At 72.1% G+C, this 23782-nt stretch carries 21 protein-coding genes; 12 read left to right on the top strand and 9 right to left on the bottom strand.

Annotated features, from left to right (window positions below; translation table 11 throughout):
• Positions 1-63 precede the first annotated feature (63 nt).
• The 6 genes from ABZ624_RS15795 to ABZ624_RS15770 form a co-directional block, all read right to left on the bottom strand.
• Positions 64-1299: a cytochrome P450 gene (locus ABZ624_RS15795; RefSeq protein WP_360087913.1), complete on the bottom strand. Its 1236-nt coding sequence runs from the start codon at positions 1297-1299 to the stop codon at positions 64-66.
• Between the two features lie 263 nt (positions 1300-1562).
• Entirely contained in the window at positions 1563-4661 is a 3099-nt protein-coding gene (locus ABZ624_RS15790; RefSeq protein WP_360087910.1) for an efflux RND transporter permease subunit, read from the bottom strand.
• Between the two features lie 159 nt (positions 4662-4820).
• Positions 4821-5498 carry a response regulator transcription factor gene (locus tag ABZ624_RS15785; RefSeq protein WP_360087907.1) on the bottom strand — a complete coding sequence of 226 codons (678 nt, stop codon included), beginning with the start codon at positions 5496-5498 and terminating at the stop codon, positions 4821-4823.
• Positions 5495-6748, bottom strand: coding sequence for a histidine kinase (locus ABZ624_RS15780; protein ID WP_360087904.1), 1254 nt, complete (start codon positions 6746-6748; stop codon positions 5495-5497). The genes ABZ624_RS15785 and ABZ624_RS15780 overlap by 4 nt, the downstream gene beginning before the upstream one ends.
• Positions 6749-6854: 106 nt before the next feature.
• Positions 6855-7133, bottom strand: coding sequence for a hypothetical protein (locus tag ABZ624_RS15775; RefSeq protein WP_360087901.1), 279 nt, complete (start codon positions 7131-7133; stop codon positions 6855-6857).
• Between the two features lie 33 nt (positions 7134-7166).
• Entirely contained in the window at positions 7167-7958 is a 792-nt protein-coding gene (locus tag ABZ624_RS15770) for a PspA/IM30 family protein (protein WP_360087898.1), read from the bottom strand.
• A gap of 257 nt (positions 7959-8215) precedes the next feature.
• Between ABZ624_RS15770 and ABZ624_RS15765 the strand changes: the two genes are divergently transcribed.
• From ABZ624_RS15765 to ABZ624_RS15755, 3 genes are all read left to right on the top strand, one after another.
• The gene (locus ABZ624_RS15765; RefSeq protein ID WP_360087895.1) at positions 8216-8842 is read left to right on the top strand and encodes a DUF3043 domain-containing protein; all 627 of its coding nucleotides are present in this window, start codon (positions 8216-8218) and stop codon (positions 8840-8842) included.
• Between the two features lie 83 nt (positions 8843-8925).
• Positions 8926-9627 carry a methyltransferase domain-containing protein gene (locus ABZ624_RS15760; RefSeq protein ID WP_360087892.1) on the top strand — a complete coding sequence of 234 codons (702 nt, stop codon included), beginning with the start codon at positions 8926-8928 and terminating at the stop codon, positions 9625-9627.
• 56 nt (positions 9628-9683) lie between these two features.
• Positions 9684-10757: a trypsin-like peptidase domain-containing protein gene (locus ABZ624_RS15755; protein ID WP_360087889.1), complete on the top strand. Its 1074-nt coding sequence runs from the start codon at positions 9684-9686 to the stop codon at positions 10755-10757.
• Between the two features lie 46 nt (positions 10758-10803).
• Here the strand turns inward: ABZ624_RS15755 and ABZ624_RS15750 are convergent, their stop codons facing one another.
• Positions 10804-11019, bottom strand: coding sequence for a hypothetical protein (locus tag ABZ624_RS15750; RefSeq protein ID WP_360087886.1), 216 nt, complete (start codon positions 11017-11019; stop codon positions 10804-10806).
• Between the two features lie 80 nt (positions 11020-11099).
• Between ABZ624_RS15750 and ABZ624_RS15745 the strand changes: the two genes are divergently transcribed.
• The gene (locus ABZ624_RS15745; RefSeq protein WP_360087883.1) at positions 11100-12302 is read left to right on the top strand and encodes a bifunctional adenosylcobinamide kinase/adenosylcobinamide-phosphate guanylyltransferase; all 1203 of its coding nucleotides are present in this window, start codon (positions 11100-11102) and stop codon (positions 12300-12302) included.
• Positions 12303-12440: 138 nt separating this feature from the next.
• Here the strand turns inward: ABZ624_RS15745 and ABZ624_RS15740 are convergent, their stop codons facing one another.
• Positions 12441-13424, bottom strand: coding sequence for a class I SAM-dependent methyltransferase (locus ABZ624_RS15740; protein ID WP_360087880.1), 984 nt, complete (start codon positions 13422-13424; stop codon positions 12441-12443).
• Positions 13425-13557: 133 nt separating this feature from the next.
• Between ABZ624_RS15740 and cobT the strand changes: the two genes are divergently transcribed.
• The 3 genes from cobT to ABZ624_RS15725 all read left to right on the top strand — a co-directional run bounded on the left by cobT (position 13558) and on the right by ABZ624_RS15725 (position 17362).
• Positions 13558-14670 (top strand): nicotinate-nucleotide--dimethylbenzimidazole phosphoribosyltransferase, encoded by a 1113-nt coding sequence (cobT, locus tag ABZ624_RS15735; RefSeq protein ID WP_360087877.1) that lies wholly within the window; start codon positions 13558-13560, stop codon positions 14668-14670.
• A 120-nt stretch (positions 14671-14790) separates the two neighbouring features.
• Complete coding sequence (locus ABZ624_RS15730) at positions 14791-16584, top strand: phosphatidylglycerol lysyltransferase domain-containing protein (RefSeq protein WP_360087874.1); 1794 nt, start codon at positions 14791-14793, stop codon at positions 16582-16584.
• 25 nt (positions 16585-16609) lie between these two features.
• Positions 16610-17362 (top strand): hypothetical protein, encoded by a 753-nt coding sequence (locus tag ABZ624_RS15725; RefSeq protein ID WP_360087871.1) that lies wholly within the window; start codon positions 16610-16612, stop codon positions 17360-17362.
• Here ABZ624_RS15725 and ABZ624_RS15720 read toward each other — a convergent pair.
• Positions 17302-18066, bottom strand: a complete 765-nt coding sequence (locus tag ABZ624_RS15720) for a hypothetical protein (RefSeq protein WP_360087868.1) — start codon at positions 18064-18066, stop codon at positions 17302-17304. The genes ABZ624_RS15725 and ABZ624_RS15720 overlap by 61 nt on opposite strands.
• Positions 18067-18126: 60 nt before the next feature.
• Here ABZ624_RS15720 and ABZ624_RS15715 point away from each other — a divergent pair, with 60 nt between their 5' ends.
• The 5 genes from ABZ624_RS15715 to ABZ624_RS15695 all read left to right on the top strand — a co-directional run.
• Positions 18127-18912, top strand: coding sequence for an adenosylcobinamide-GDP ribazoletransferase (locus ABZ624_RS15715; RefSeq protein ID WP_360087865.1), 786 nt, complete (start codon positions 18127-18129; stop codon positions 18910-18912).
• A gap of 146 nt (positions 18913-19058) precedes the next feature.
• The gene (locus ABZ624_RS15710) at positions 19059-19649 is read left to right on the top strand and encodes an RDD family protein (RefSeq protein WP_360087862.1); all 591 of its coding nucleotides are present in this window, start codon (positions 19059-19061) and stop codon (positions 19647-19649) included.
• A gap of 182 nt (positions 19650-19831) precedes the next feature.
• Positions 19832-21382 carry a leucyl aminopeptidase gene (locus ABZ624_RS15705; protein WP_360087859.1) on the top strand — a complete coding sequence of 517 codons (1551 nt, stop codon included), beginning with the start codon at positions 19832-19834 and terminating at the stop codon, positions 21380-21382.
• Positions 21383-21650: 268 nt separating this feature from the next.
• Positions 21651-23039, top strand: a complete 1389-nt coding sequence (gene lpdA, locus ABZ624_RS15700) for a dihydrolipoyl dehydrogenase (RefSeq protein ID WP_360087856.1) — start codon at positions 21651-21653, stop codon at positions 23037-23039.
• Between the two features lie 61 nt (positions 23040-23100).
• A partial coding sequence (locus ABZ624_RS15695) for a biotin/lipoyl-containing protein (protein ID WP_360087853.1) occupies positions 23101-23782 on the top strand: 682 nt, incomplete at its 3' end.

The following is a 23782-nucleotide window of genomic DNA, read 5'->3' as shown; positions in this document are numbered from 1 at the left end:
TTCTTGCCTCCGTGGGTGGGACGTAGGGGGGTACGACGGGGGGCCGAGACGGCCGGACGCGGCTCAGGACCAGGTGACGGGCAGCTCGGCGAGGCCCCGGAAGACGAAGCCGCCCGGCAGGTACCGGGGCTCGAAGCCGTCCGCGAGACGCAGTCCGGGCAGCGCCTCCACCAGCGTCTCCAGGGCGATCCTCGATTCCAGGCGGGCGAGGGAGGCGCCCACGCAGAAGTGGATGCCGTGGCCGAAGCCGAGGTGGCGCCCCGGGCCCTGTCGGTCGAGGCGGAACGTGTCGGGGTCGTCGACCCACTCCGGGTCGCGTCCCGCGGCGGAGAACATCACGCGCAGCCGGGCCCCTTCGGGGACCTCGGTGTCGCCGACCCGCAGGGCTTCGGTGGCGACGCGGGGCGCGCCCTGCACCGAGGAGTCGAAGCGCAGCGTCTCTTCGACGGCGGCGGCGATCAGCTCCGGGTCCTTGACGAGCTGCTCCCACAACCGGCGGTCGCCCAGCAGCTGGTGGACCGCGTTGGAGATCAGGTTGGTCGTGGTCTCGTGCCCCGCCGCGATCATCACCCGCAGGGCGACGACGGCGTCCTCGACCGTGCACACCGGGTCGTCCGCGTCGGCGGCCCGCACCAGTTCGGTGAGCAGGTCGTCGGCGGGCTCCCGACGGCGCTGTTCCAGCAGGCCGAGGACGTACTTCTCGTACGTCACCACGTCGGTGGCGCAGTGCACCTGCTGCTCCGGCGGCAGCGGGACGACCTGCAGCGCGAGCCACTCGTTGTTCCACTGCTTGACCGTGGCCCGGTCCTCCTCCGGGATACCGATGATGTCGCAGATCACCGTCATCGGCAGCGGGTAGGCGAATTCCTGGAGAAGATCGCAGCCGTCCTTCGCCACGATATCGCCGACGAGCCGCTTGGCTATCTCCCGGATCGACTCCTCACGGCGCCGCAGGGCGCGCGGGGTGAAGTACTCGCTGATGAGGTTACGGAACCGGGTGTGGGCCGGCGGGTCCACGTTGTAGAGGGCGACCCGGAAGAACAGGGAGCCGTCCAGGATCGCCTTCGCCTCCGGGCAGAAGGGATAGGAGCCATCGAGGTTGTAGCGGCTCGTGAAATGCTCGTGATCCCGCTGGACGGCCTCGATTTCCGCGCGTCCGGTGACGATCCATTCGTCCAGCGCGGTCTGATGGGCGACCGGCTGTTCCTTCCGGGCGCGCGCGAATGCCGCGTAAGGGCACGCCGTGTATTCCGGCGACATGGGGTCGAAGAGTTCTGCGGCGGAAGTGTCGGGCGACATCGGGAGCGCTTTCCTCCTGTTTTCGGGCGGTTGCCGTCCGCCGGAGGCGGCAGGATCTCGCCCGCACGATCGGATTAAAGGATCACCGACCGGCCGTAGGGGTGTCTTCCGCCGAGAGGCCAGGATCCGCATGCCCGGCCAAAGACGAGGAGGTGCGGTTTCCTGGTCGCCGGACCAGGAAACCGCACCATCCTCAGCGCCCACCGCAACGCTGTTCAGTGATCGGGAATACGGCCGGGGCCCAACGGCGGGCGGCCGGCTGTCTACACTCCGGCCGGCTCCGGAGTCCGCTGTGCCTGCGGCTCCTTCGTCGCCGCCCGCTTCTTCGCCCGGCGCTCCTTGCGCAGCTCCAGCATCGCGTAGAGCGTGGGCACCAGCAGCAGGGTCAGCAGCGTGGACGTGATCAGGCCGCCGATGACGACCACCGCGAGCGGCTGGGCGATGAAGCCGCCCTCTCCGGTGACGCCCAGGGCCATGGGAAGCAACGCGAAGATCGTCGCCAGCGCCGTCATCAGGATCGGGCGGAGGCGGTGGCGACCGCCCTCGATCACCGCTTCCACGACGCCGTAGCCCTGCCTCCGGTACTGGTTGATCAGGTCGATCAGCACGATCGCGTTGGTCACCACGATGCCGATCAGCATCAGCATGCCGATCATCGCCGGGACGCCCATCGGGGTGCCGGTGGCGACCAGCAGTCCGATCGCGCCGGTCGCCGCGAACGGGATGGAGACCAGGAGGATCAGAGGCTGCGCGAGGGAGCGGAAGGTCGCCACCAGCAGCATGAAGACGATCGCGATCGCCGCCAGCATGGCCAGGCCCAGGTTCTTGAACGCGTCGTTCTGGTCCGAGGTCACACCGCCGATCTCCGCCTTCGCGCCCGCCGGCAGCTTCAGGGCCTTGATCTTCGACTGGAGCTTGGTGCTGATCGCACCCGTGTTGTCACCGGTCGGCTTCGCGGTGATGGTGGCGGCGCGCTGGCCGTCGATCCGGGTCAGTGACACCGGGCCGTCCACCAGCTTCACCGTGGCGATGTCAGCGAGCTTCACCGGGCCGAGGCGCAGCGCCTTCAGCTGGGCCAGCGTCGTCGCGGGCTTCGCCGACCGCACGACGACATCGCGCTCGGTGTCGTCGAGCATCGCCTTCGCCGCCGTCGTACCGCGCACCGCCTGAGCGACCGCCGCACCGAGCTTCTGGTCGTCGAAACCGGCCGCCGCGGCCTTCGCGCCGGCCTTGACCGAGATCCGCGGCACGCTGGTCGAGAGGTCGCTGGTGACGTCCGTGACGCCGTCGAGGCCGGCGACCGTGGAGCGGACCTGCTCCGCCGCCGTCCGCAGCGCCTGCGGGTCGGACGCCTTGACCACCACGCTCAGATTCTGGTTGCCGAAGCCGCCACCGGCCGACACGGTGGTCGTACCGGTGCCCTTGAGCTGCTTGAGGCCCTCCTCCAGGTGCTTCTGCACCTCGTCGTACGACTTCGAGTCCTTCAGCATCACCTGGTACGACGCCTGGTTGGTGTCCGTGCCGCCGCCGAAGGCCGCCATGAAGCCGGAGGAGCCGACGGTGACCTGGTAGTCCTTCACGCCCTCGGTGGCGGCCAGCAGCTTCTCCACCCGCTTCGCCTGCGCGTCCGTGGCGGCCAGGCTCGTACCCGGCTTCAGTTCCTGCTTGACCGTGAGGACCTCCTGGTCACCCTGGTCGAAGAAGTTGGTCTTCAGGCCGCCCATGCCGAACGTGACGACCAGGACCACGATCGCGATCAGCACGCTGGTGAGGCGGCGGCGCGTCGCGAAGCGCAGGACGGGGACGTACGCGCGCTGCAGACGGCTTTTCGCCTCCTTCTCCTCGGCCCTGCGGCGAGCCTGCTCGGCGTCCTCGGGCGTGCCCTTCGGGGCGCGCAGGAACCAGTACGACAGGACCGGAACGACCGTCAGCGACACGAGCAGGGAGGCCAGCAGGGCCGCCGTCACCGTGATGCTGAACGAGCCGAACAGGGCGCCCACCATGCCGCCGACCAGGCCGATCGGCAGGAACACGGCGACCGTGGTGAGGGTGGAGGAGGTGACCGCGCCGGCCACCTCGCGCACGGCGTTCAGGATCGCGTCCCTGCGCTCCTCGCCGTAGCCGAGGTGGCGCTTGATGTTCTCCAGGACCACGATCGAGTCGTCCACGACCCGGCCGATGGCGATGGTCAGCGCGCCGAGCGTGAGCATGTTCAGGGACAGGCCGCGCGTCCACAGCACGATCAGGGCCAGGACGACCGACAGCGGGATGGAGACCGCCGTGACCAGCGTCGAGCGGATCGACGCCAGGAAGACCAGGATGACGAGGACCGCGAAGAGCAGGCCGAGCGCACCCTCCGTGGTCAGCCCCTTGATGGACTTGGAAACGGCCGGGCCCTGGTCGCTGACGACGGTGAGCCCGGCCCCGGCGCCGAGCTGCTCGCGCAGGCCGGGCAGCTTGTCCTTGACCGCGTTCGAGATGGTCACCGCGCTGCCGTCGTGATCCATGGTCACGTTGACGGCGAGGCTGGGCCTGCCGTCGGTGCGGGTGAGGGAGTCGGCCGGGGCCGGCTGCTCCTTGACGGTGGCCACGTCACCGAGGCGTACCGGCTTGCCGCCGCTTGGGCCGCCGACCATGAGGTCCTGGATCTGCCGCAGCGAGGTGAAGCCGCCGCCGACCTGGACGGTGCGGCCCGCGCCGTTCTCGTCGAAGGAACCGGCCGGGACGGTCGCGCCGCCCGCCTGGAGGGCCTGGCCGAGCGCGGCGGAGGTGAGGCCGGCCCGCGCGAGCTTCGCGTCGTCGGGGGTGACCGTGACCTGGAGGTCGCGGACGCCCATGACCTGGACGCGGCCGACGCCGTCGATGTCCTTCAGGGCGGGTACGACGGTCTTGTCGAGCTGGTCCGCGAGCGCCTGCTGGTCCTTGCCGGAGGTGACGGCGAGGACCACGGTCGGCATGTCGTCGGTGGAGCCGGATATGACCTGCGGGTCGACGCCGTCCGGGAGCTGGTTGCGGGCCCGGTTCACGGCCTGCTGGACGTCGGAGACGATCCGCTTGGTGTCGTTGTCGTAGTCGAAGGACGCCGTGATCACGGCGTTGCCCTCACGGGCGGTGGAGGTGACTCCGGTGACACCGTCGACGCCCTGGAGGTTGTTCTCGATCGGCTCGACGACCTGCTTCTCGACCACGTCGGGCGAGGCGCCCCGGTACGGCGCGATCACCGACACCATGGGCAGGTTGATGGTGGGCAGCAGCTGCTGCTTGATCTGGGGGATCGCGATCAGCCCGAAGACGAGCGCGACGAGCGACATCAGGCCGATCAGGGCCCGTTGCCGGAGGCTGAATCTCGACAGCCATGACATGGATCAGGTCTCTCTTCCGTGGGCCTGTGAGCGGCAGACCCCCTCACCCTCACCCATCACAGAAGGCCGATCCGTAGGCCCAGGGTCCATTTCCTTATCCGGGCCCTACTCCGTCCGCAGTACGCCGGGGTGGAGATCCGCGGTAGTCCCGGGTGGAGATCAGTCCATCCTCGGACGTACCAGCCCCGACTCGTACGCGATGACCACGAGCTGCGCCCGGTCACGCGCGCCCAGTTTGGCCATGGCCCGGTTGACGTGCGTCTTCACCGTCAGCGGGCTGACCTCCAGGCGCTCGGCGATCTCGTCGTTGGAGTGGCCGCCGGCGACCTGGACGAGCACCTGCCGCTCCCGGCCGGTGAGCGCGCCGAGCCGCTCGGAGCGGGCGGGGTCGCGGCCGTCGTCGTCGCCCCGGGCGAGGAAGCGGGCGATCAGGCCCTTGGTGGCGGCGGGAGACAGCAGGGCGTCACCGCCCGCCGCGAGCCGGATCGCGTTGAGGAGCTCTTCCGGCTCGCTGCCCTTGCCGAGGAAGCCGGAGGCGCCCGCGCGCAGCGCCTGGACCACGTAGTCGTCCACCTCGAAGGTGGTCAGGATGACCACACGGACCTGCGCCAGGGAGGGATCGGCGCTGATCAGCCGGGTGGCGGCGAGCCCGTCCGTGCCGGGCATCCGGATGTCCATGAGGACCACGTCGGCGGCCTGCTCCTTGGCCAGCCGGACCGCCTCGGCCCCGTCGGAGGCCTCCCCCACGACGTGCATGTCGGGCTCGGAGTCGACCAGCACCCGGAACGCGCTGCGCAGCAGTGCCTGGTCGTCGGCGAGCAGGACACGGATCGTCATACGGGCTCCCCCGGGGCCGTCGTACGGGTATCGGTACGGGTCTCCGTACGGGTCTTGAGGGGCAGGATCGCATGGACGCGGAACCCGCCGCCGTAGCGGGGTCCGGTGGTGAGGGTCCCGCCGACGGCGGTGACCCGCTCGCGCATGCCGAGCAGTCCGTGCCCGCCGCCGGCCCCGGGCACCCCGGCCGCGCCCGCCCCGTCGTCCAGCACGGTCACCTCGATGACCGCCCCCACCCGTACGACGCTGACCTCGGCCTTGGCCTCGGGCCCGGCGTGCTTCTGCACATTGGTCAGGGCCTCCTGGACGAGCCGGTAGGCGGCCAGGTCGACGGCGGCGGGCAGTCCGGTGCCCTGGTCGGCGCGGGCCACCTGTACCGGCAGGCCCGCGTTGCGGAAGGTGGCGGCGAGCTCCTCCAGGCGGCTGAGGCCGGGTGCGGGCTCGGTCGGTGCCTCCGGGTCGCCGGACTGCCGCAGCAGGCCGACGGTGGCGCGCAGTTCGTCGAGCGCGGACCGGCTGGCCTCGCGGACGTGGGCGAGGGCTTCCTTGGCCTGGTCGGGCCGCTTGTCCATGACGTGTGCGGCGACCCCGGCCTGCACGTTCACGAGGGCGATGTGGTGGGCGACGACGTCGTGCAGATCTCGGGCGATGCGCAGCCGCTCCTCGGCGACGCGGCGGCGGGCCTCCTCCTCGCGGGTGCGTTCGGCTTTCTCGGCGCGCTCCCGGATGGCCTGGACGACCGCGCGCCGGCTGCGTACGGCGTCTCCCGCGGTGGCGCCGATGCCGGTCCAGGCGAGCACGCCCAGGTTCTCCTGCGCGTACCAGGGCAGGGGGCCGCCGAGCATGGCGGCGGCCGTCAGTACGGTCATGGTGAGCAGGCCGACGCGCCAGGTGGTGGTGCGGTCGGTGGTCGCGGCGACGGTGTACAGGGCGATGACGGCGGACATCGCGACCGGTGCGCGGGGGTCGCCGGTGACGCACTCGATCGCGGAGAGGGCGCCGGTGGTGGCGAGGACCGTCTTGGGGGCGCGGCGGCGGAGGACGAGCGTGGCCGCGGCGAGGAGCATGAGGAGGAGGCTGAGGGGGTCGGGGGTGCGGACGCCCCAGGTGACGCCGTGCGCTCCGCGGGGGACGACGAAGGAGCCGGCCACCATGCATGCCAGCACTCCTGCGGCCAGGGCCGCGTCCAACGCGAGGGGGTGCGCTCGGAGACTGCAGCGGGCGCGGTCGAGAGTGCGGACGGTACTCACGGGGTGAACAGTACGGGTGCCGCGCGGTGCTGCAGCCCCCCAGGAGGGACTGCGCGACCGGCCATGACATACCCGTACCCGGCGGCGGCGAGCTTCCCTGACGGGGCTACCCCGGAATCAACCCGTCGTCGGCAAGCATCTCCCGGACCTCCGCCAGTGACGCGTCCGGCGAAGGAAGGATCAGCTCGGACGGTTCCAGCGCGTCGTCCGGAAGCGGGGTGCCGAGACGGCGGACGGCGTCCAGCAGGGCGGCGAAGGTGCGGCGGAACGCCGCCTCGTCGCCGCTCTCCATCTCGGCCAGCAGCTCGTCGTCCAGCTTGTTCAGCTCGACGATGTGGGAGTCGTCCAGCTGCACCTGGCCCTCCCCCATGATCCGTACGATCACGTCGGCCTCCTCGGCTCGGGTCCCGGCGCCGGGCTACTGCTTGTCGAAGCGCGGCGTGTCCTGCGGCTGCTGCTGGGTCTGCCCCTGGCCCGCGCCGCCCTCGATCGCCTGCTGCGGGGAGCCTCCGGCCAGCTCGGCCTTCATGCGCTGCAGTTCCAGCTCTACATCACTACCACCGGACAGCCGGTCCAGCTCGGCCGCGATGTCGTCCTTGGCCATGCCGGTCGGGTCGTCCAGGGCCCCGGAGGCGAGCAGCTCGTCGATGGCGCCGGCCCGGGCCTGCAGCTGCTGGGTCTTGTCCTCGGCGCGCTGGATGGCCAGGCCGACGTCGCCCATCTCCTCGGAGATGCCGGAGAAGGCCTCGCCGATGCGGGTCTGGGCCTGGGCGGCGGTGTAGGTGGCCTTGATGGTCTCCTTCTTCGTACGGAACGCGTCCACCTTGGCCTGCAGGCGCTGGGCCGCGAGCGTGAGCTTCTCCTCCTCGCCCTGGAGGGTGGCGTGCTGCGTCTCGAGGTCGGTGACCTGCTGCTGGAGCGCGGCGCGCCGGGACAGCGCCTCGCGGGCCAGGTCCTCGCGGCCGAGCGCGAGCGCCTTGCGGCCCTGGTCCTCCAGCTTGGTGGACTGCTGCTGCAACTGGTTGAGCTGGAGTTCCAGGCGCTTGCGGCTGGTCGCCACGTCGGCGACGCCGCGGCGGACCTTCTGCAGCAGCTCCAGCTGCTTCTGGTACGAGTAATCGAGGGTCTCGCGCGGGTCCTCGGCCCGGTCAAGGGCCTTGTTCGCCTTCGCGCGGAAGATCATCCCCATACGCTTCATGACACCGCTCATGGGCTTCGCGCGCCCCCTTCTGACGGACTCCAGCTCACAGATCCTGCGACAGGACCCACAGTACGGGCCCTGACTCCATTACCGCACTGTTCGGGGAGTGATGCGCTCATCCCCGAGGACGACTGCGGACGCTACCGCTCCGGCGCAAGGAGTAGGTGATCCCCCACCAGTCCCCCACCGGCCCCCTCCGGAACGTCCCCTCTGTCCCCCTACAGACGTCCGGTGTTGCCGGATCGTTCCCGGCCGGGCTGGGGTCCATGCCGGTGCAGCCCTTACCCTTGGGTTTTGTGTTCCGTAGCCGTGCCAAGGACGAGAAGGCCCCCGCCGACAAGACGGCGGTAGACCTCTCCAAGCAGCCCCGAGACCCGCAGGCCCCGAAGGGCAGGCCCACGCCCAAGCGCAGTGAGGCCCAGTCCCAGCGGCGCAGCGTGGCCCACACGCCGACCACCCGTAAGGAGGCCGCGAAGCGCCAGCGCGAGGAGCGGCGCCAGGCCCTGGAGCGCCAGCGCCAGGCGCTGGCCAGTGGCGACGAGCGCTATCTGCCCGCCCGGGACAAGGGCCCGGTCCGCAAGTTCGCCCGCGCCTGGGTGGACTCGCGGTTCAACGTGGCGGAGTTCTTCCTGCCGCTCGCCGTGGTGATCCTCGTGCTGAGCGTGGTGCAGGTGCCGGCGATCCAGTCGATCGCGCTGCTGCTGTGGCTGGTGGTGATCGTGCTGATCGTGGTGGACGCGGCGATCAGCGGGTTCCGGCTGAAGAAGCGGCTCAAGGAGCGCTTCCCGGACGAGAGCACGCGGGGCGCGGTCGCCTACGCCCTGCTGCGCTCCCTGCAGATGCGCCGGCTCCGGCTGCCGAAGCCGCAGGTCAAGCGCGGAGAGCGGCCCTGAGCGCAGAGGCATTCACCGGGGGTGCGGCGGATGCCTGGCTGAGCAAGCTGGGCAGGCTGCGTGATGTCGTACGGCAGGAGCTGGTGGCCCGGCAGCTGGACGAGCAGATAGCCGGGCGGTTCCCGGTCGGGCAGCGGCTGCGGGTGCTCGACGTGGGCATGGGCCAGGGCACGCAGGCGCTGCGGCTGGCCCGGCTCGGCCATCAGGTGACCGGTGTCGAGCAGGACGCGACGATGATCGCCGCCGCGCACGAGGCGCTGGCCGCCGAGCCGGAGGGGATCCGGGAGCGGGTCCGGCTGGTGCAGGGCGACGGGCGGGACACCGGTGTGCACTTCCTGCCGGGCAGCTTCGACGTGGTGCTGTGCCACGGCGTGCTGATGTACGTGGAGGAGCCCGACCCGCTGGTGGCGGGGCTGGCGAGGATGCTCGCCCCCGGCGGACTCCTCTCCCTGCTGGTCCGCAACGGCGACGCGCTCGCCATGCGGCCGGGCCTCGCCGGTGACTGGGCGGGCGCGCTGGCCGCCTTCGAGACGACCTCCTATCGCAACCGGCTGGGCCTGGACGTCCGCGCCGACCGGCTGTCGGCGCTCACCGCGACGCTCGCCGGGATCGCGGCCCCGCTGCACGCCTGGTACGGCGTCCGGGTCTTCACGGACACCGCGGCGGACGACGCGCCGGTCCCGGACGACCTGGAGGCACTGCTCGCGGTCGAGGAGCGGGCCGGGCGCACGGACCCCTACCGCGCGGTGGCGGCGCTGCTGCACCTGTGCGGCGTACGCGGCTGAGACCGTTCGGAGGAACAGCGCGGGCCGGGTGATCACCGCCCCATGAGACTCGGGGCATGGACGCTTCCCTCACCCGTGCCCTCCGGAAGGCCGTGTCCGCCGTCGTGCCGGCCTGCTGCGCGGCCCTCGTCGCCGGCTGCACCGGCTCCGCCGCTCCGGCCGTCCAGGACACCGCCGCACCCGCGCGGGCGGCCGTGCCGCAGGCCGTGAGTGATCTGCAGGCCCAGTACCAGAAGGTCATCAAGGAGGTCCTGCCGTCGGTCGTGCAGATCCAGGCGCGCCAGGACCTGGGCTCCGGAGTGGTGTACGACGGCAAGGGACACATCGTCACGAACGCGCACGTGGTCCAGTCGGAGAGGACCTTCCACGTGACCACGGCCAACAGCGAGGAGCCGCTCACCGCGCGCCTGGTGTACTCCTACCCCGAGCAGGACCTGGCCGTGATCAAGCTGGACAAGGTGCCGGACGGGCTGAGGGCGGCGGAGCTCGGCGACTCCGAGAAGGTGGAGGTCGGCCAGATCGTGCTGGCCATGGGCTCGCCGCTCGGGCTGTCCTCCAGCGTGACCCAGGGCATCGTCTCGGCGACCGGGCGGACCGTCAGCGAGGGCAGCGCGGGCGGGGGTACCGGCGCGACGATCGCGAACATGGTGCAGACCTCGGCCGCCATCAACCCCGGCAACAGCGGCGGCGCGCTGGTGAACCTGGCCGGGCAGGTCATCGGCATCCCGACGCTCGCCGCCGCCGACCCCGGCCTCGGGGGCAGCGCGGCGCCCGGCATCGGGTTCGCCATCCCGGCGTCCATGGTGAAGACGGTCGCCGGCCAGATCGTCAGGAACGGCAAGGTCGTCGACTCCGGGCGGGCCGCGCTCGCAATCACCGCGCGGACGGTCGTCGACGACCGCTACCAGCCCGCCGGGGTCGCGGTGGTCACCGTCGGGAGCGGCGGCGCGGCCGGCAAGGCGGGCCTGCGCCCCGGCGACATCATCACCAAAGTGGGTGACGAGCCCATCACCACCATCACCTCCCTCTCGGAGGCGCTGGCGGCGGACAGGCCGGGCCAGCGGACGACGGTGACCTTCCAGCGGGACGGCGCCGAACGGACGGCGGAGGTGACGCTGGGCGAGCAGTGAGACAGCGGGGGGTACGGCCCCGAGCCGTACCCCCGGAGGCTCGGGCCTACGCCTCCATGGCGGCGTGCAGGCTCATCGGCCCGTAGATCTCGGTGTTCTCCTCGAACAGCCGCACCTGGTCGGCCCCGCCCTCCAGCAGCGCCTTCCAGTGCTCCCCGATCCAGGACTCGGCGTCGCCCTGGGTGGTGAACTCCTCGGGCTGCACGGCGGGCTGGACCTCCGTCCCGTCGGCCTTCTCGAACCGCCACGTCCATGCCGTCATGTGGGCCTCCTTGTGATCCAACACCTGCCGGAAGACTAGCCGGAAGCGCAAGACCTGATCGGACAGGCGAAAATCGGTCCGTGGACGTGACTCTGCTCGGTACCGGCGCCCCTGCCGGACTGCCCCGGCCCGACTGCCCCTGCGCCGCCTGCGCGACCGCGCTGGGGCCCGACGCCCGGGCGGCCACGGCCGTGTTGGTGGACGGGGCACTGCTGCTCGATCTGACGCCGGGCGCGGCGTTCGCGGCGGCGCGGGCCGGGCATTCGCTGGCCGGGGTACGGCAGGTGCTGCTGTCCCATCCGCACAACGGGCCTGTGGTGGAGGTGCCGGCCGGACTGCCGCAGCCCGGGCGGGTACCGGACGGGCGGGAGTTGGCGCTGCTGACGGGGCATCGGGTGCGGGCCGTGGCGATGGACGCGGGCGGCACCGGGTACGCCGTGACCGGGCCGGACGGGCAGCGGCTGCTGTATCTGCCGCCGGGCGGGGCGCCGGCCGGTCTGGAGGAGGCGACGGCGGAGTCGTACGACATGGTCCTCGCGGACGTCGTGGGCCGCCCGGACGCGCTGGCCCGGCTGCGGGCGGTCGGCGCCGCCGGTCCGACCACGGACGTGATCGCCGTCCACCTCGACCACGATGTGCCGCCCGGCCCGGAGTTGCGGCGCCGGCTTGCGGCGGCCGGGGCGCGGGCGGTCGCCGACGGTACGACGCTGGTCGTCGGCGCGTACGAGGACGTACCGGACGTGCCGCGCCGGACGCTGGTGCTGGGCGGGGCGCGCTCGGGCAAGTCGGTGGAGGCCGAGCGGCGCCTGGAGACCTTCCCGGACGTGCTGTACGTGGCGACCGGCGGGACGCGGGGCGGGGACGGCGAGTGGGCGCAGCGGGTGGCCGTGCACCGGGAGCGGCGGCCGGGGTCGTGGCGTACGGCGGAGACGACGGACCTGGTGCCGTTGCTCCGCGAGGACGGGCCGCCGCTGCTCATCGACTGTCTGTCGCTGTGGCTGACGGACGTCATGGACTCCGTGGGGGCGTGGGACGACGCGGAGTGGGCGGGCGGGGGTGAGAAGTCCCTGCGGGAGCGGGTGCGGGAGCTGACGGGCGCGGTGCGCCGTACTCGGCGGACCGTTGTCGCCGTGTCCAACGAGGTGGGGTCGGGGATCGTGCCGGCGACTGCCTCCGGCCGTCGGTACCGGGATGAGCTGGGGCGGTTGAACGCGGCGTTCGGCGACGAGTGCGAGCAGGTTCTGCTGGTGGTGGCGGGGCAGGCCGTGGTGATCCGGGGCTGAGCGGGCACCCGGCGCCGGTAGCGGGCCGGGGGCCGGGTCGCCTGCCCGCGCCTGCGGCGGAGGCGCCGGGTGAGCCGACGGCACTGCAGCTCCCCGGGGGCGCGGGGAACCGCGTGACCGGCCCCCGCACCCCCGCAGTCAGCCGCGGTCCTTGCGGGCCACGATTCTGTACGCGTTGGAGAACGTGGTGCGGCGGAACAAGGGCGCCAGGATGTGGTCCACGGCCGACGCCAGGTCCAGCAAGGGCGCCGCGGCAATCCTCAGCAGAGGATGCGGGGCCGAGGCCAGGGCGACGGCACCCGAGAGGTCGTAGGGGATGTGGGGCGCGCGCCGGTCCGTGACGAGGATCGTGCAGCCCAGGGACTCCAGCTCCGCACGCAGGTTGGCCAACGGCATCAGGTGCAGGTGGCGGGGCTGACCGTAAGGCAACCAGAGCCTGCCGAGCAGCGCGGCGAACGCGCAGCGCGGGTCGGCGACTTCCACGACGAGGTGGCCGCCGGGACGGAGGACCGTCAGGGCCGCGCGGAGTTCGGCGCGCGGGTCGGGTGCGTGCTCCACATGCCGGAACATGCTGACCACGTCGTAGCGGGCGCGCAGCCGGGCCGTCATTCCGGGCGTGGAGAGGTAGCCGCGGTGGGCCTCCTCGACCCGCTCCTCCAGCTGGGCCTGCTGCACCCGGGCCGTCGGGTCCAGGCCGTCGAAGCTCGTGTACGGGAAGAACTCCTTCGCCGCCTCGGGGAAGCGGGCGTGGCCCGTGCCCACGTCCAGCCAGCTCTCCGCCTCGGCCAGCGCCGACAGCTTGCGGGCGGTGGCGCGGTGCCGGCGGCGGACCGCGTCGGCGGACAGGATCCGGGCGGTGAACTCCTCCAGGTGCCGTTCGTAGAAGTCCCGGTGGAAGAAGGTGAACCCTTCCGCCGTGAGCCGGGGGTTCTGGAAGACATGGGCACAGTCACGGCACTGGTCGACGACGAACCTGCCGGGCCGGTGGCGCAGGGGGTCGCCGGCGCGCACCCGGGTGCGCAGCCGTGCGGAGCCGCACCAGGGGCAGTTCTCGCGGCGCGGCTCGAGGAACGGGTCGGCCGACCGCGGGGGGATCGTCGGTGTGAAGGGCGAGGTCGGCATGGGCGGCTCCCTGTGCGACATTCCGCTGCAAACCGGAACGTATGGGATCCCGATCTTGGGTGCAATGACGTCGCGGGGGTGTGGTGGCGATGTGGCGCGGAAGCGTGCGTTCTCTGGCGGTACTGTTCGGCGAATGAGCAGGCTTAATCTGGACGACTTCACCGATCTGATCGAGCGCCCGGACGGGGGCGTGCGCCGTGACGCCGAGGCCCGGCGGGAGCGCCAGACCGTGCCGCCCGGGGCGCTGGGACGCCTCGACGAGCTGGGCGAGTGGCTGTCCGCCGCGCAGAGCGCCGTCCCGGTACGGACCGTGGAGCGGCCGCGGGTGATCCTCTTCGCCGGTGACCACGGAGTCGCCGAACTGGGCGTGTCGGCGCGTCCCGCCGGCAGTGCCGGGCAGCTGGTGCGGGCCGTGCTGGAGGGCGCGAGCCCGGTGTCCGTGCTCGCGCGGCGGCAGGAGGTGCCCGTACGGATCGTGGACATGGCCCTGGACTGCGCGCCCGACGCCTTCCCGGAGGACGTCGTACGGCACCGGGTGCGGCGCGGCAGCGGCCGTATCGACATCGAGGACGCGCTCACCCTTGAGGAGGCCGAGGCGGCGCTGCGCGCGGGTGTCGCCGTCGCCGACGAGGAGGCCGACTCGGGTACGGACCTGGTGGTGCTCGGCGACATCAGCGTGGGCGGGACCACGGCCGCGGCGGTGCTGATCGCCGCGCTGTGCGGGACCGACGCGTCGGTGGTGACCGGGCGGGGCGGGCTCGCGATCGACGACCTGGCGTGGATGCGCAAGTGCGCGGCGGTCCGGGACGCGCTCAGGCGGGCGCGGCCGGTGCTCGGGGACCAGCTGCAGCTGCTGGCGACCGTGGGCGGGGCGGACCTGGCGGCGATGACCGGGTTCCTGCTGCAGTGCGCGGTGCGGAGGCTGCCGGTGATCCTGGACGGGGTCGTGGCCGCCGCGTGCGCGCTGGTCGCCCAGCGGGTGGCCTTCCGGGCGCCGGACTGGTGGCTGGCCGGACACGACAGCGGGGAGCCGGGGCAGGCGAAGGCACTGGACCGGATGGCCCTGGAGCCGCTGGTGGACCAGGGGGTGAAGGTCGGCGAGGGCGCGGGAGCGTTGCTGGCGCTGCCGTTGGTCCGGGCCGCGGCGGCGCTGGCCGCCGAGCTTCCCGAGAGGGAGCCGGAAGGGCTTGCCGAGAAGGAGCCTGAGGGGCTTGCCGAGAAGGAGCCGGAAGAGGCGAAGGAGTAGCCGGGTCCGGCCGGTTCGGCACCACCGGAACCGGCACCGGGCCGGCCGTGGAACCGTACGCACGCCACAGAAGCCGGAAAGGTACGGTTGGCCCGTGCAACGCCCATATCATCCTGCCCCATGGGAGATGCCCGAATTGCCGTGCAGCAGGCCGCGCCGGGGCGCACGGGTGAGGAGGGGCGGCGGTCCACCGGGACCTCCCGACGGGCCGCCGCCTTCGCCGTCTGGTATCTGCGGACCGTCGCCTTCATCAACTTCCTCAGCGCGGTCTGGGTCTCGCTCGGCCAGGACGTGCGCCGGCACAACCAGGACGACTTCTTCACGCCGTACCTGCTGACGGCCGGTTTCGCCTCGGGCGTCTTCACCGCGTTCCTGGCCATCACCATGCGGCGCAGAAAGCGGGCCGCCTGGATCCTCAACCTCGTGCTCAGCGGCTCCTTCCTCGCCCTGTTCGCACTCGCCATGGCGTTCCCGGAGATCCAGCGGTACGCGCAGAACTGGATCTCACTCGTCCTCACGGCCGCGTTCGTCGCCGCGCTGCTGGCGGGCCGCCGGGAGTTCTACGCCAAGGGCGACCGGTCCAACCCGCGGCTGGCGGCGACGGTCGCCGTCGGCGGCGGGCTCGTGGCCAGTCTGCTCGCCGGGCTGCTGGTGACCGTCACCAACCAGGCGCCGGACGCGGCCCGTTCGACCTTCCCGGAGCGCTGGCACTACGGCACCCTGCGCCTGGTGTCGGTGGCCGCCGACGAGTCCCGCTTCCAGGGGATCGACCCGCCGAACTGGGCCAACGTCGCCGTGAACGTGCTCAGCACGGCCCTCGTCCTCGCCGTGCTCTACGCCGCCTTCCGCTCCCGGCGCGCCGTCGACCCGCTCACCGAGGACGACGAGAAACAGCTGCGCGCCCTCCTGGAACGGCACGGCGAGCGGGACTCGCTGGGCTACTTCGCGTTGCGCAGGGAGAAGAGCGTGGTGTGGTCGCCGACCGGGAAGGCGGCCGTCGCCTACCGGGTGGTCGGCGGGGTGAGCCTGGCCTCCGGCGATCCGCTCGGGGACCCCGAGGCCTGGCCGGGGGCGATCACGCCGTGGCTGGCCGAGGCGCGGACGCACGGCTGGATCCCGGCGGTGATGGGGGCGGGCGAGGAGGCGGGGACCGTCTATGCACGGCACGGGCTGAACGCCCTGGAACTCGGCGACGAGGCGATCGTGGAGGTCGCCGACTTCACGCTGGAGGGCCGGGCGATGCGGACGGTCCGGCAGGCCTACAACCGGGTGAAGCGGGCCGGTTACGAGGTGCGGATCCGGCGCCACGAGGACATCCCGGCGGACGAGATGGCGTATCTGGTGACCCGCGCGGACGACTGGCGGGACGGGGCGACCGAGCGCGGGTTCAGCATGGCGCTCGGCCGGCTCGGGGACCCCGGGGACGGGCGGTGCGTGATGCTGGAGTGCACGGACGCCGAGGGCCGGCTGCGCGCCCTGCTCTCCTTCGTGCCGTGGGGGCCGCACGGGCTGTCCCTGGACCTGATGCGCCGCGACCGGAACGCCGAGAACGGGCTGATGGAGTTCATGGTCATCGAGCTGCTGCGGCGAGCCGGCGAGATCCAGATCACCCAGGTGTCACTGAACTTCGCGATGTTCCGTTCGGTCTTCGAACGTGGTGCGCGCCTCGGTGCCGGCCCGGTGCTGAGGTTGTGGCGGTCGCTGCTCAGCTTCTTCTCACGCTGGTGGCAGATCGAGTCGCTGTACCGCGCCAACGCCAAGTACCGGCCCATCTGGGAGCCGCGGTTCCTGCTCTTCGAGAAGAGCGCGGACCTGCTGCGCATCGGCCTCGCCTCGGCCCGCGCGGAAGGCTTCCTGGAGGCGCCCGGACTGCCGAAGTGGCTGCACCGCAGGCACCTCGGCGCGCACAGATGACCGCACGGGGGATGAGGAACGCTTGATGGGAACGCTCGCCCGCTGGGCGCGTGAGGAATGGGGTCTGCTGTACGTCACCGTACGGGAGGCCCTGCCGAAGCGGCGCCTGCGGGCGATTCCGATGGCGCTCGGAGCGGTGTGTCTGACGGCCCTGCTGCAGTACGTGCAGAACCAGTCGTGGGGCTACGAGTTCGTGCAGAAAGCGGGCGGCGTACGGGCCGAGGACCCGCTGTGGCTGGCCCTGCTGCGCACTCCCCTGTCGCTGTTCGTGCCGGCGCCGGATCTGCCGGTGTGGGGCGCGCTGGCGCAGATCCTGCTGGTGTTCGGGATCGCCGAGGTGTGCATCGGCTGGTGGCGGACGCTGACCATCGCCTACGTCGCCACGCTCGCCGGGACGCTGTACGCCCGCATCGGCATCACGCTCGGCACCCACGCCCCGTTCGGACTGCCCTGGACGGACGCGCAGGTGGTGGACACCGGTCCGTCGGCGGCGGTGGTGGGGGTCGCCGTGTTCGTGAGCTGGCGGTACGGCGCCTACCTCACCTCGGGCGCGGTGACCCTGGCGATGGTCGTCGAGGTACTGCTCAAGGAGAACCTGGCGGGCAAGGAACATCTGGCCGCGCTGATGGCCGTGGGAATGCTGTGCCTCGCGGTGGCGCTGCGGCACCGCCGCGGGCACGGGCTGGAGCGCGCGTACGACGGTCTGCTGCGGGCCGGTCAGCGGCGGCCGGGCAGCCGGACCGGGCGCGGGTCGGGCTTGCCGCCGATCCAGTCCTGAACAGCGCGGCGCGGCCGGGCCCAGCGGCGTTCGTGGCGGTAGGCGCGCAGGGCCGCCTTGGCGCGGGCGCGGGGGCGGCGGCCGTAGAAGCGGCGGGCCCACGGGGAGCCGGGGCGGGCGAGCCGGATCGCGCCGACGAGCGCGACCAGCGGCACGATCACACCGAACACCGCGATGCGGGCCTTGCCCTTGCTCAGGGCCACGAGGGAGAGCAGGAAGTTCCCGGCGATGTTGGAGATGACCGTGCCCCGGTCGGCCAGTTCCTGCTGGGAGAGGTCGTTCACGCCGAACGGCGCGAAACCGGCCAGCAGCAGCCCGACGAGCGCGGCGGTGAGCACGACGACCTCGACGCTCTTGCGGCCCTCCTCGGTCCAGTAGACGTCGTCCAGGTGCAGGAGCAGTGCGAACTCGTCCAGGACCAGACCGGCACCCGTCCCGAACAGGACGGCGGCGACGGCCCCGCCCGTACCGTGCCGGTCGCTGGCGACCGCGCCGAATCCGCCGACGACGGTGAGGACCACCCCGGGGACGACGTGGTGGATGTGCAGCCCGCCCGCCTTGACGTTGCCGAACGGGCCCTTGCCGGCCCGGATCAGCCGGGTGATCACCCGGGTGATCACGAAGGCCAGCAGGAAGGCGGCGAGGGCGAGCAGCAGCGGGAGTTTGCCCGGTTCGACGATGTTCCGTGCCCACCAGTGCCCCATATGCGCACCCTATCCCCGGGCGCGGACGACGGCTCCGCGACCGCCGGATAACCTTCGCCGGTGCTCAAGTCCAGTCCTCTCGACGGCCTCCGCTTCGCCTTCGGCACCCTCACCGTGCTGCCCGTCCGGGTACACCGCTGGGACCGGCAGGCCGCACGCGGCGGCATGCTGGGCGCCCCGGTCGCCGGACTGGTCGTGGGCGCCTGCGCGGCCGGACTCGGGCTGCTCCTGCTCCTCCTGGGCGCCGGCCCGTTGCTCGCCGCGGTCGCCTCGGTCGCCGTACCCGCCGCCCTGACCCGGGGTCTGCACCTCGACGGGCTCGCCGACACCGCCGACGGCCTGGGCAGCGGCAAGCCCGCGGAGGACGCCCTCAGGATCATGAAGCAGTCGGACATCGGCCCGTTCGGTGTCATCACCCTCGTCCTGACACTGCTGGCCCAGGTCGCGGTCCTGGCGCAGCTGTACGGCGACTCCTGGGCCCGGGGCGCACTGGCTGCCGCGGTGTCGGCCGTCACGGCTCGGCTGGCCCTCACCCTGGCCGCCCGAGCAGGGATACCGGCCGCCCGCCCGGAGGGGCTGGGCGCGGCGGTGGCCGGGGTGGTGCCGGTGGCGGGGGCGACGGCGGTCGCGGCGGCGGTCACGCTCGTCTCGGCTGCGGGGGGTTGGGCCTTCGGCCCGTACGGCGCCGTGCGCGCCGCGGTCGCCGTGCTGCTGGCCCTCGCCGCCGCCGAGCTCCTCCTCCGCCGCTGCGTGCGCCGCTTCGGCGGAGTCACCGGGGACGTCTTCGGCGCGCTGGAGGAGACGGCGGCGACGACCGCGCTGGTGCTTCTGGCCCTGGGCCGCTGAGGCGCCCCTCACGGGGCGCGGGGATCTGCGCGACCAGCCACGACGCAGCCGCGGCCGCAGCCGCCCGACAACCGGTCCCGGCAGACGCTGAGCACTAGGATCTCCGCCCGTACACGGACAACAGAGTTACGCATCGGGGGGATTCCGTGCTGAAGCTGCGCCGCTTCACGGCCTGGTCCATAGACTTCGCACTCATCGCAACCGCGGCCACCCTGCTGGCCGTCCTCACCTTCCACAGAATCACCGTGCTGGTGACCGACGTGCCCGGGTTGGCGACGAAGGGCGGCCTCGACCTCGTCACCTCGCGCGGCGACGTCATCGGCGCCTCCGAGCACCTCGGCCTGTCCCTCTGGGACAAGGTGGTGCTGGACGTCGAGGAGGCCTTCGGCACGCTCGTCCTCGTCACGTTCCTCTACCAGTGGGCCTGCCTCACCTGGCTCGGCCGCACCCTCGGCAAGGGCCTGCTCGGCCTGCGGGTCACCCCGCGGCTGTCCCGGCACGCCCTGCGCCGGGCCGCGGTCACCACCGCCGCCGATGTCGCGGTGTACGCGCTGGCCTGTGTGCTGCTGGTCGAGGGGCACTTCGCGCTGTCGGTGCTGGTGTGGGCGGTCGCGGCGGTGCTGTTCCTGGTCAACGCGCTGACGGTGTTCTTCCCCGGCCGCCGCTCCCTCGCCGACCGGATGGCCGGAACCTCGGTCGTGGGCGCATTGAGTGGCCACCACGCCACACGCGGATGAACACCCGAAGGAATGAGCGAACGGGCATACGCGCGTAGTCTCGTCCCGGGTGTTCGCCGACAGGGTGAAGGCCCCGGTTGCCACCTGCGCCCAGGTTTGGACCTAGGGTCGGCTCTCGGGCCCGGTCGACCCACCCCACTTCGGCCACAGCAACTTCACATCGGAAGCGAGATCTCACCACCGTGACTGCTCTGACTCTCAGCACCGCCGCGGCGCCCGGCCTGCGGGCCGACGCGATTGTGATCGGCGTCGCCAAGGGCATCAAGGGCCCCGTCGTCGCGCCGGGCGCCGAGGCCGTGGACAAGGCGTACGACGGCAAGCTGGCCGGCGTCCTGGAGACCCTCGGCGCCTCGGGTGCCGAGGGCGAGCTGACGAAGCTGCCCGCTCCGGCCGGCTTCAAGGCACCGCTCGTCGTGGCGGTCGGCCTGGGCGCGGAGCCGGACACCAAGAGCGAGAACGCGGGCGACGAGGGCTACGACGCCGAGGCGCTGCGCAAGGCCGCCGGCGTGGCGGCCCGGGCGCTGGCCGGATCGAAGAAGGCCGCCTTCGCGCTGCCCGTGGACAGCCCGGGCGCCCTCGGCGCGATCGCCGAGGGCGTGCTGCTCGGCGCCTACTCCTTCGACGTCTACAAGGAGAACGGCCAGGCGAAGGGTGCCGCCGCCAAGAACGGCAAGGGGCCGCTGGCAGAGGCCGCGCTGCTCGGCGGCAAGCCGCGCGACACCGCCCACAAGGGTGCGGTCGCCCGCGCCGTCGCGGTCACCGAGGAGCTGAACCGGGCCCGCGACCTGATCAACACCCCGCCGAACGACCTCACCCCGGCCGTCTTCGCCGGCCTCGCGCAGACCGCGGCCAAGGAGCACGGCCTCAAGGTGCAGGTGCTCGACGACAAGGCCCTGGCCAAGGGCGGCTACGGCGGCATCCTCGGCGTCGGCGGCGGTTCGGCGGCCACCCCGCGCCTGGTGAAGCTGTCGTACACGCACCCGAAGGCGGCCAAGCACCTCGCCTTCGTCGGCAAGGGCATCACCTACGACTCGGGCGGCATCTCGCTGAAGCCGGCCGGGCACAACGAGACGATGAAGTGCGACATGAGCGGTGCCGCCGCCGTGTTCGCCGCCGTCGTCGCCGCCGCGCGTCTCGGCCTGGAGGTCAACGTCACCGGCTGGCTCGCGCTGGCCGAGAACATGCCGTCCGGCTCCGCCGTGCGCCCGGGTGACGTGCTGCGCATGTACAGCGGCAAGACGGTGGAGGTCCTCAACACCGACGCCGAGGGCCGGCTGGTGCTCGCCGACGCGCTGTGGGCGGCCTCGCAGGAGAACCCGGACGCGATCGTGGACGTCGCGACGCTCACCGGCGCGATGATGCTGGCGCTGGGCAGCCGGACCTTCGGGGTCATGGCCAACGACGACGCGTTCCGCTCCGCGGTGTTCGAGGCGGCGGAGGAGGTCGGCGAGCCGGCCTGGCCGATGCCGCTGCCGGAGCACCTGCGCAAGGGCATGGAGTCCCAGGTCGCCGACATCGCGAACATGGGTGAGCGGATGGGCGGCGGGCTGGTCGCGGGTCTGTTCCTGCGCGAGTTCGTGGGCGAGGGGATCACCTGGGCGCACCTCGACATCGCCGGGCCGGCGTTCAACGAGGGTGGGCCGTTCGGGTACACGCCCAAGGGTGGTACCGGATCCGCGGTGCGTACGCTGGTGCGGCTGGCGGAGCTTACGGCCGCGGGTGACCTGGGCTGATGCTCGGCTGAGGGCCCGGATCCGCCCGTCGTACGGCGGCTTGGAGGGGTGTGGGGGTCGTTCGCGCAGTTCCCCGCGCCCCTTCGGCGCGCTCCAGTGGGGTGTCTCACACTCCAGCCCGGCGTCTCGTCCGCCTCGAACAAGTGCAAAGATGGAGCCCGGCAGGACAGGGCCCCCACCGAAGGGCCGAAGCATCAAGCGGCCGGACACCAGCCGCCCGCCGGTCATCGGAGACCGGCGTAAGGCGCACATGCATGGAGGACGTGACGTGGCGAACGACGCCAGCACCGTTTTCGACCTAGTGATCCTCGGCGGTGGTAGCGGTGGTTACGCCGCGGCCCTGCGCGGGGCGCAGCTGGGCCTGGACGTCGCCCTGATCGAGAAGGACAAGGTCGGCGGCACCTGCCTGCACCGGGGTTGCATCCCCACCAAGGCCCTGCTGCACGCGGGCGAGATCGCGGACCAGGCCCGCGAGAGCGAGCAGTTCGGTGTCAAGGCGACCTTCGAGGGCATCGACGTCCCGGCCGTCCACAAGTACAAGGACGGCGTGATCTCCGGCCTGTACAAGGGCCTGCAGGGTCTCATCGCGTCCCGGAAGGTGACGTACATCGAGGGTGAGGGCCGGCTGTCCTCCCCCACCTCCGTCGACGTCAACGGCCAGCGCGTCCAGGGCCGCCACGTCCTGCTGGCGACCGGCTCCGTGCCGAAGTCGCTGCCGGGCCTGGAGATCGACGGCAACCGGATCATCTCCTCCGACCACGCCCTCGTCCTGGACCGCGTGCCGAAGTCCGCGATCATCCTGGGCGGCGGTGTCATCGGCGTCGAGTTCGCCTCGGCGTGGAAGTCCTTCGGCTCGGACGTCACGGTCATCGAGGGCCTGAAGCACCTCGTCCCGGTCGAGGACGAGAACTCTTCGAAGCTTCTTGAGCGTGCGTTCCGCAAGCGCGGCATCAAGTTCAGCCTCGGCACCTTCTTCCAGAAGGCCGAGTACACCCAGGACGGCGTCAAGGTCACCCTCGCCGACGGCAAGGAGTTCGAGGCCGAGGTCCTCCTCGTCGCCGTCGGCCGTGGCCCGGTCTCCCAGGGCCTGGGCTACGAGGAGCAGGGCGTCGCCATGGACCGTGGCTACGTCCTGGTCGACGAGTACATGCGGACCAACGTCCCGACCGTCTCCGCCGTCGGTGACCTCGTCCCGACGCTCCAGCTCGCGCACGTCGGCTTCGCCGAGGGCATCCTGGTGGCGGAGCGTCTGGCCGGTCTGAAGGTCGTTCCGATCGACTACGACGGTGTCCCGCGGGTGACGTACTGCCACCCGGAGGTCGCCTCCGTCGGTATCACCGAGGCCAAGGCCAAGGAGATCTACGGCGCGGACAAGGTCGTCGCTCTGAAGTACAACCTGGCGGGCAACGGCAAGAGCAAGATCCTCAACACCGCGGGCGAGATCAAGCTCGTCCAGGTGAAGGACGGTGCCGTGGTCGGCGTCCACATGGTCGGCGACCGCATGGGTGAGCAGGTCGGCGAGGCGCAGCTGATCTACAACTGGGAGGCGCTGCCGGCCGAGGTCGCCCAGCTCATCCACGCCCACCCGACGCAGAACGAGGCGATGGGCGAAGCGCACCTGGCGCTGGCCGGCAAGCCGCTGCACTCCCACGACTGAGCCTTCGGTCAACGGGCGCGACGACACAGACTTCCGCAATTCGTTAGGAGCAACCGAAACCATGGCGGTTTCCGTAACCCTTCCGGCGCTCGGCGAGAGCGTCACCGAGGGCACTGTCACCCGCTGGCTGAAGGCCGAGGGCGAGCGTGTCGAGGCCGACGAGCCGCTGCTCGAGGTCTCGACCGACAAGGTCGACACCGAGATCCCCTCGCCGGCCGCCGGTGTGCTGGCCTCCATCAAGGTCGCCGAGGACGAGACGGTCGAGGTCGGCGCCGAGCTGGCCGTCATCGACGACGGCACCGGCGCGCCGGCAGCCGCTCCGGCCCCGGCCGCCGCCGAGGCCCCGGCTCCGGCCGCCCCCGCCGCTCCGGTGGCTGAGGCCCCGGCCCCCGCCCCGGCCCCCGAGGCCCCGGCCGCCCCCGCCGCTCCGGCCGGTGGCGCCGAGGGCACGGACGTGGTCCTGCCCGCGCTCGGTGAGTCCGTCACCGAGGGCACCGTCACCCGCTGGCTGAAGTCGGTCGGTGACTCCGTCGAGGCCGACGAGCCGCTGCTCGAGGTCTCCACGGACAAGGTCGACACCGAGATCCCGGCGCCCGCCTCCGGTGTGCTGCTGGAGATCGTGGTGAACGAGGACGAGACCGCCGAGGTCGGCGCCAAGCTCGCCGTCATCGGCGCCCCGGGTGCCGCCCCGGCCGCCGCTCCGGCTCCGGCCGCCCCGGCCCATCACCGCCACCGCGCTGGAC

Source organism: Streptomyces sp. NPDC007205 (genome assembly GCF_040634095.1).
In the GTDB taxonomy this organism is placed as follows: domain Bacteria; phylum Actinomycetota; class Actinomycetes; order Streptomycetales; family Streptomycetaceae; genus Streptomyces.
This window is presented reverse-complemented; position numbering and strand designations above follow the sequence as displayed.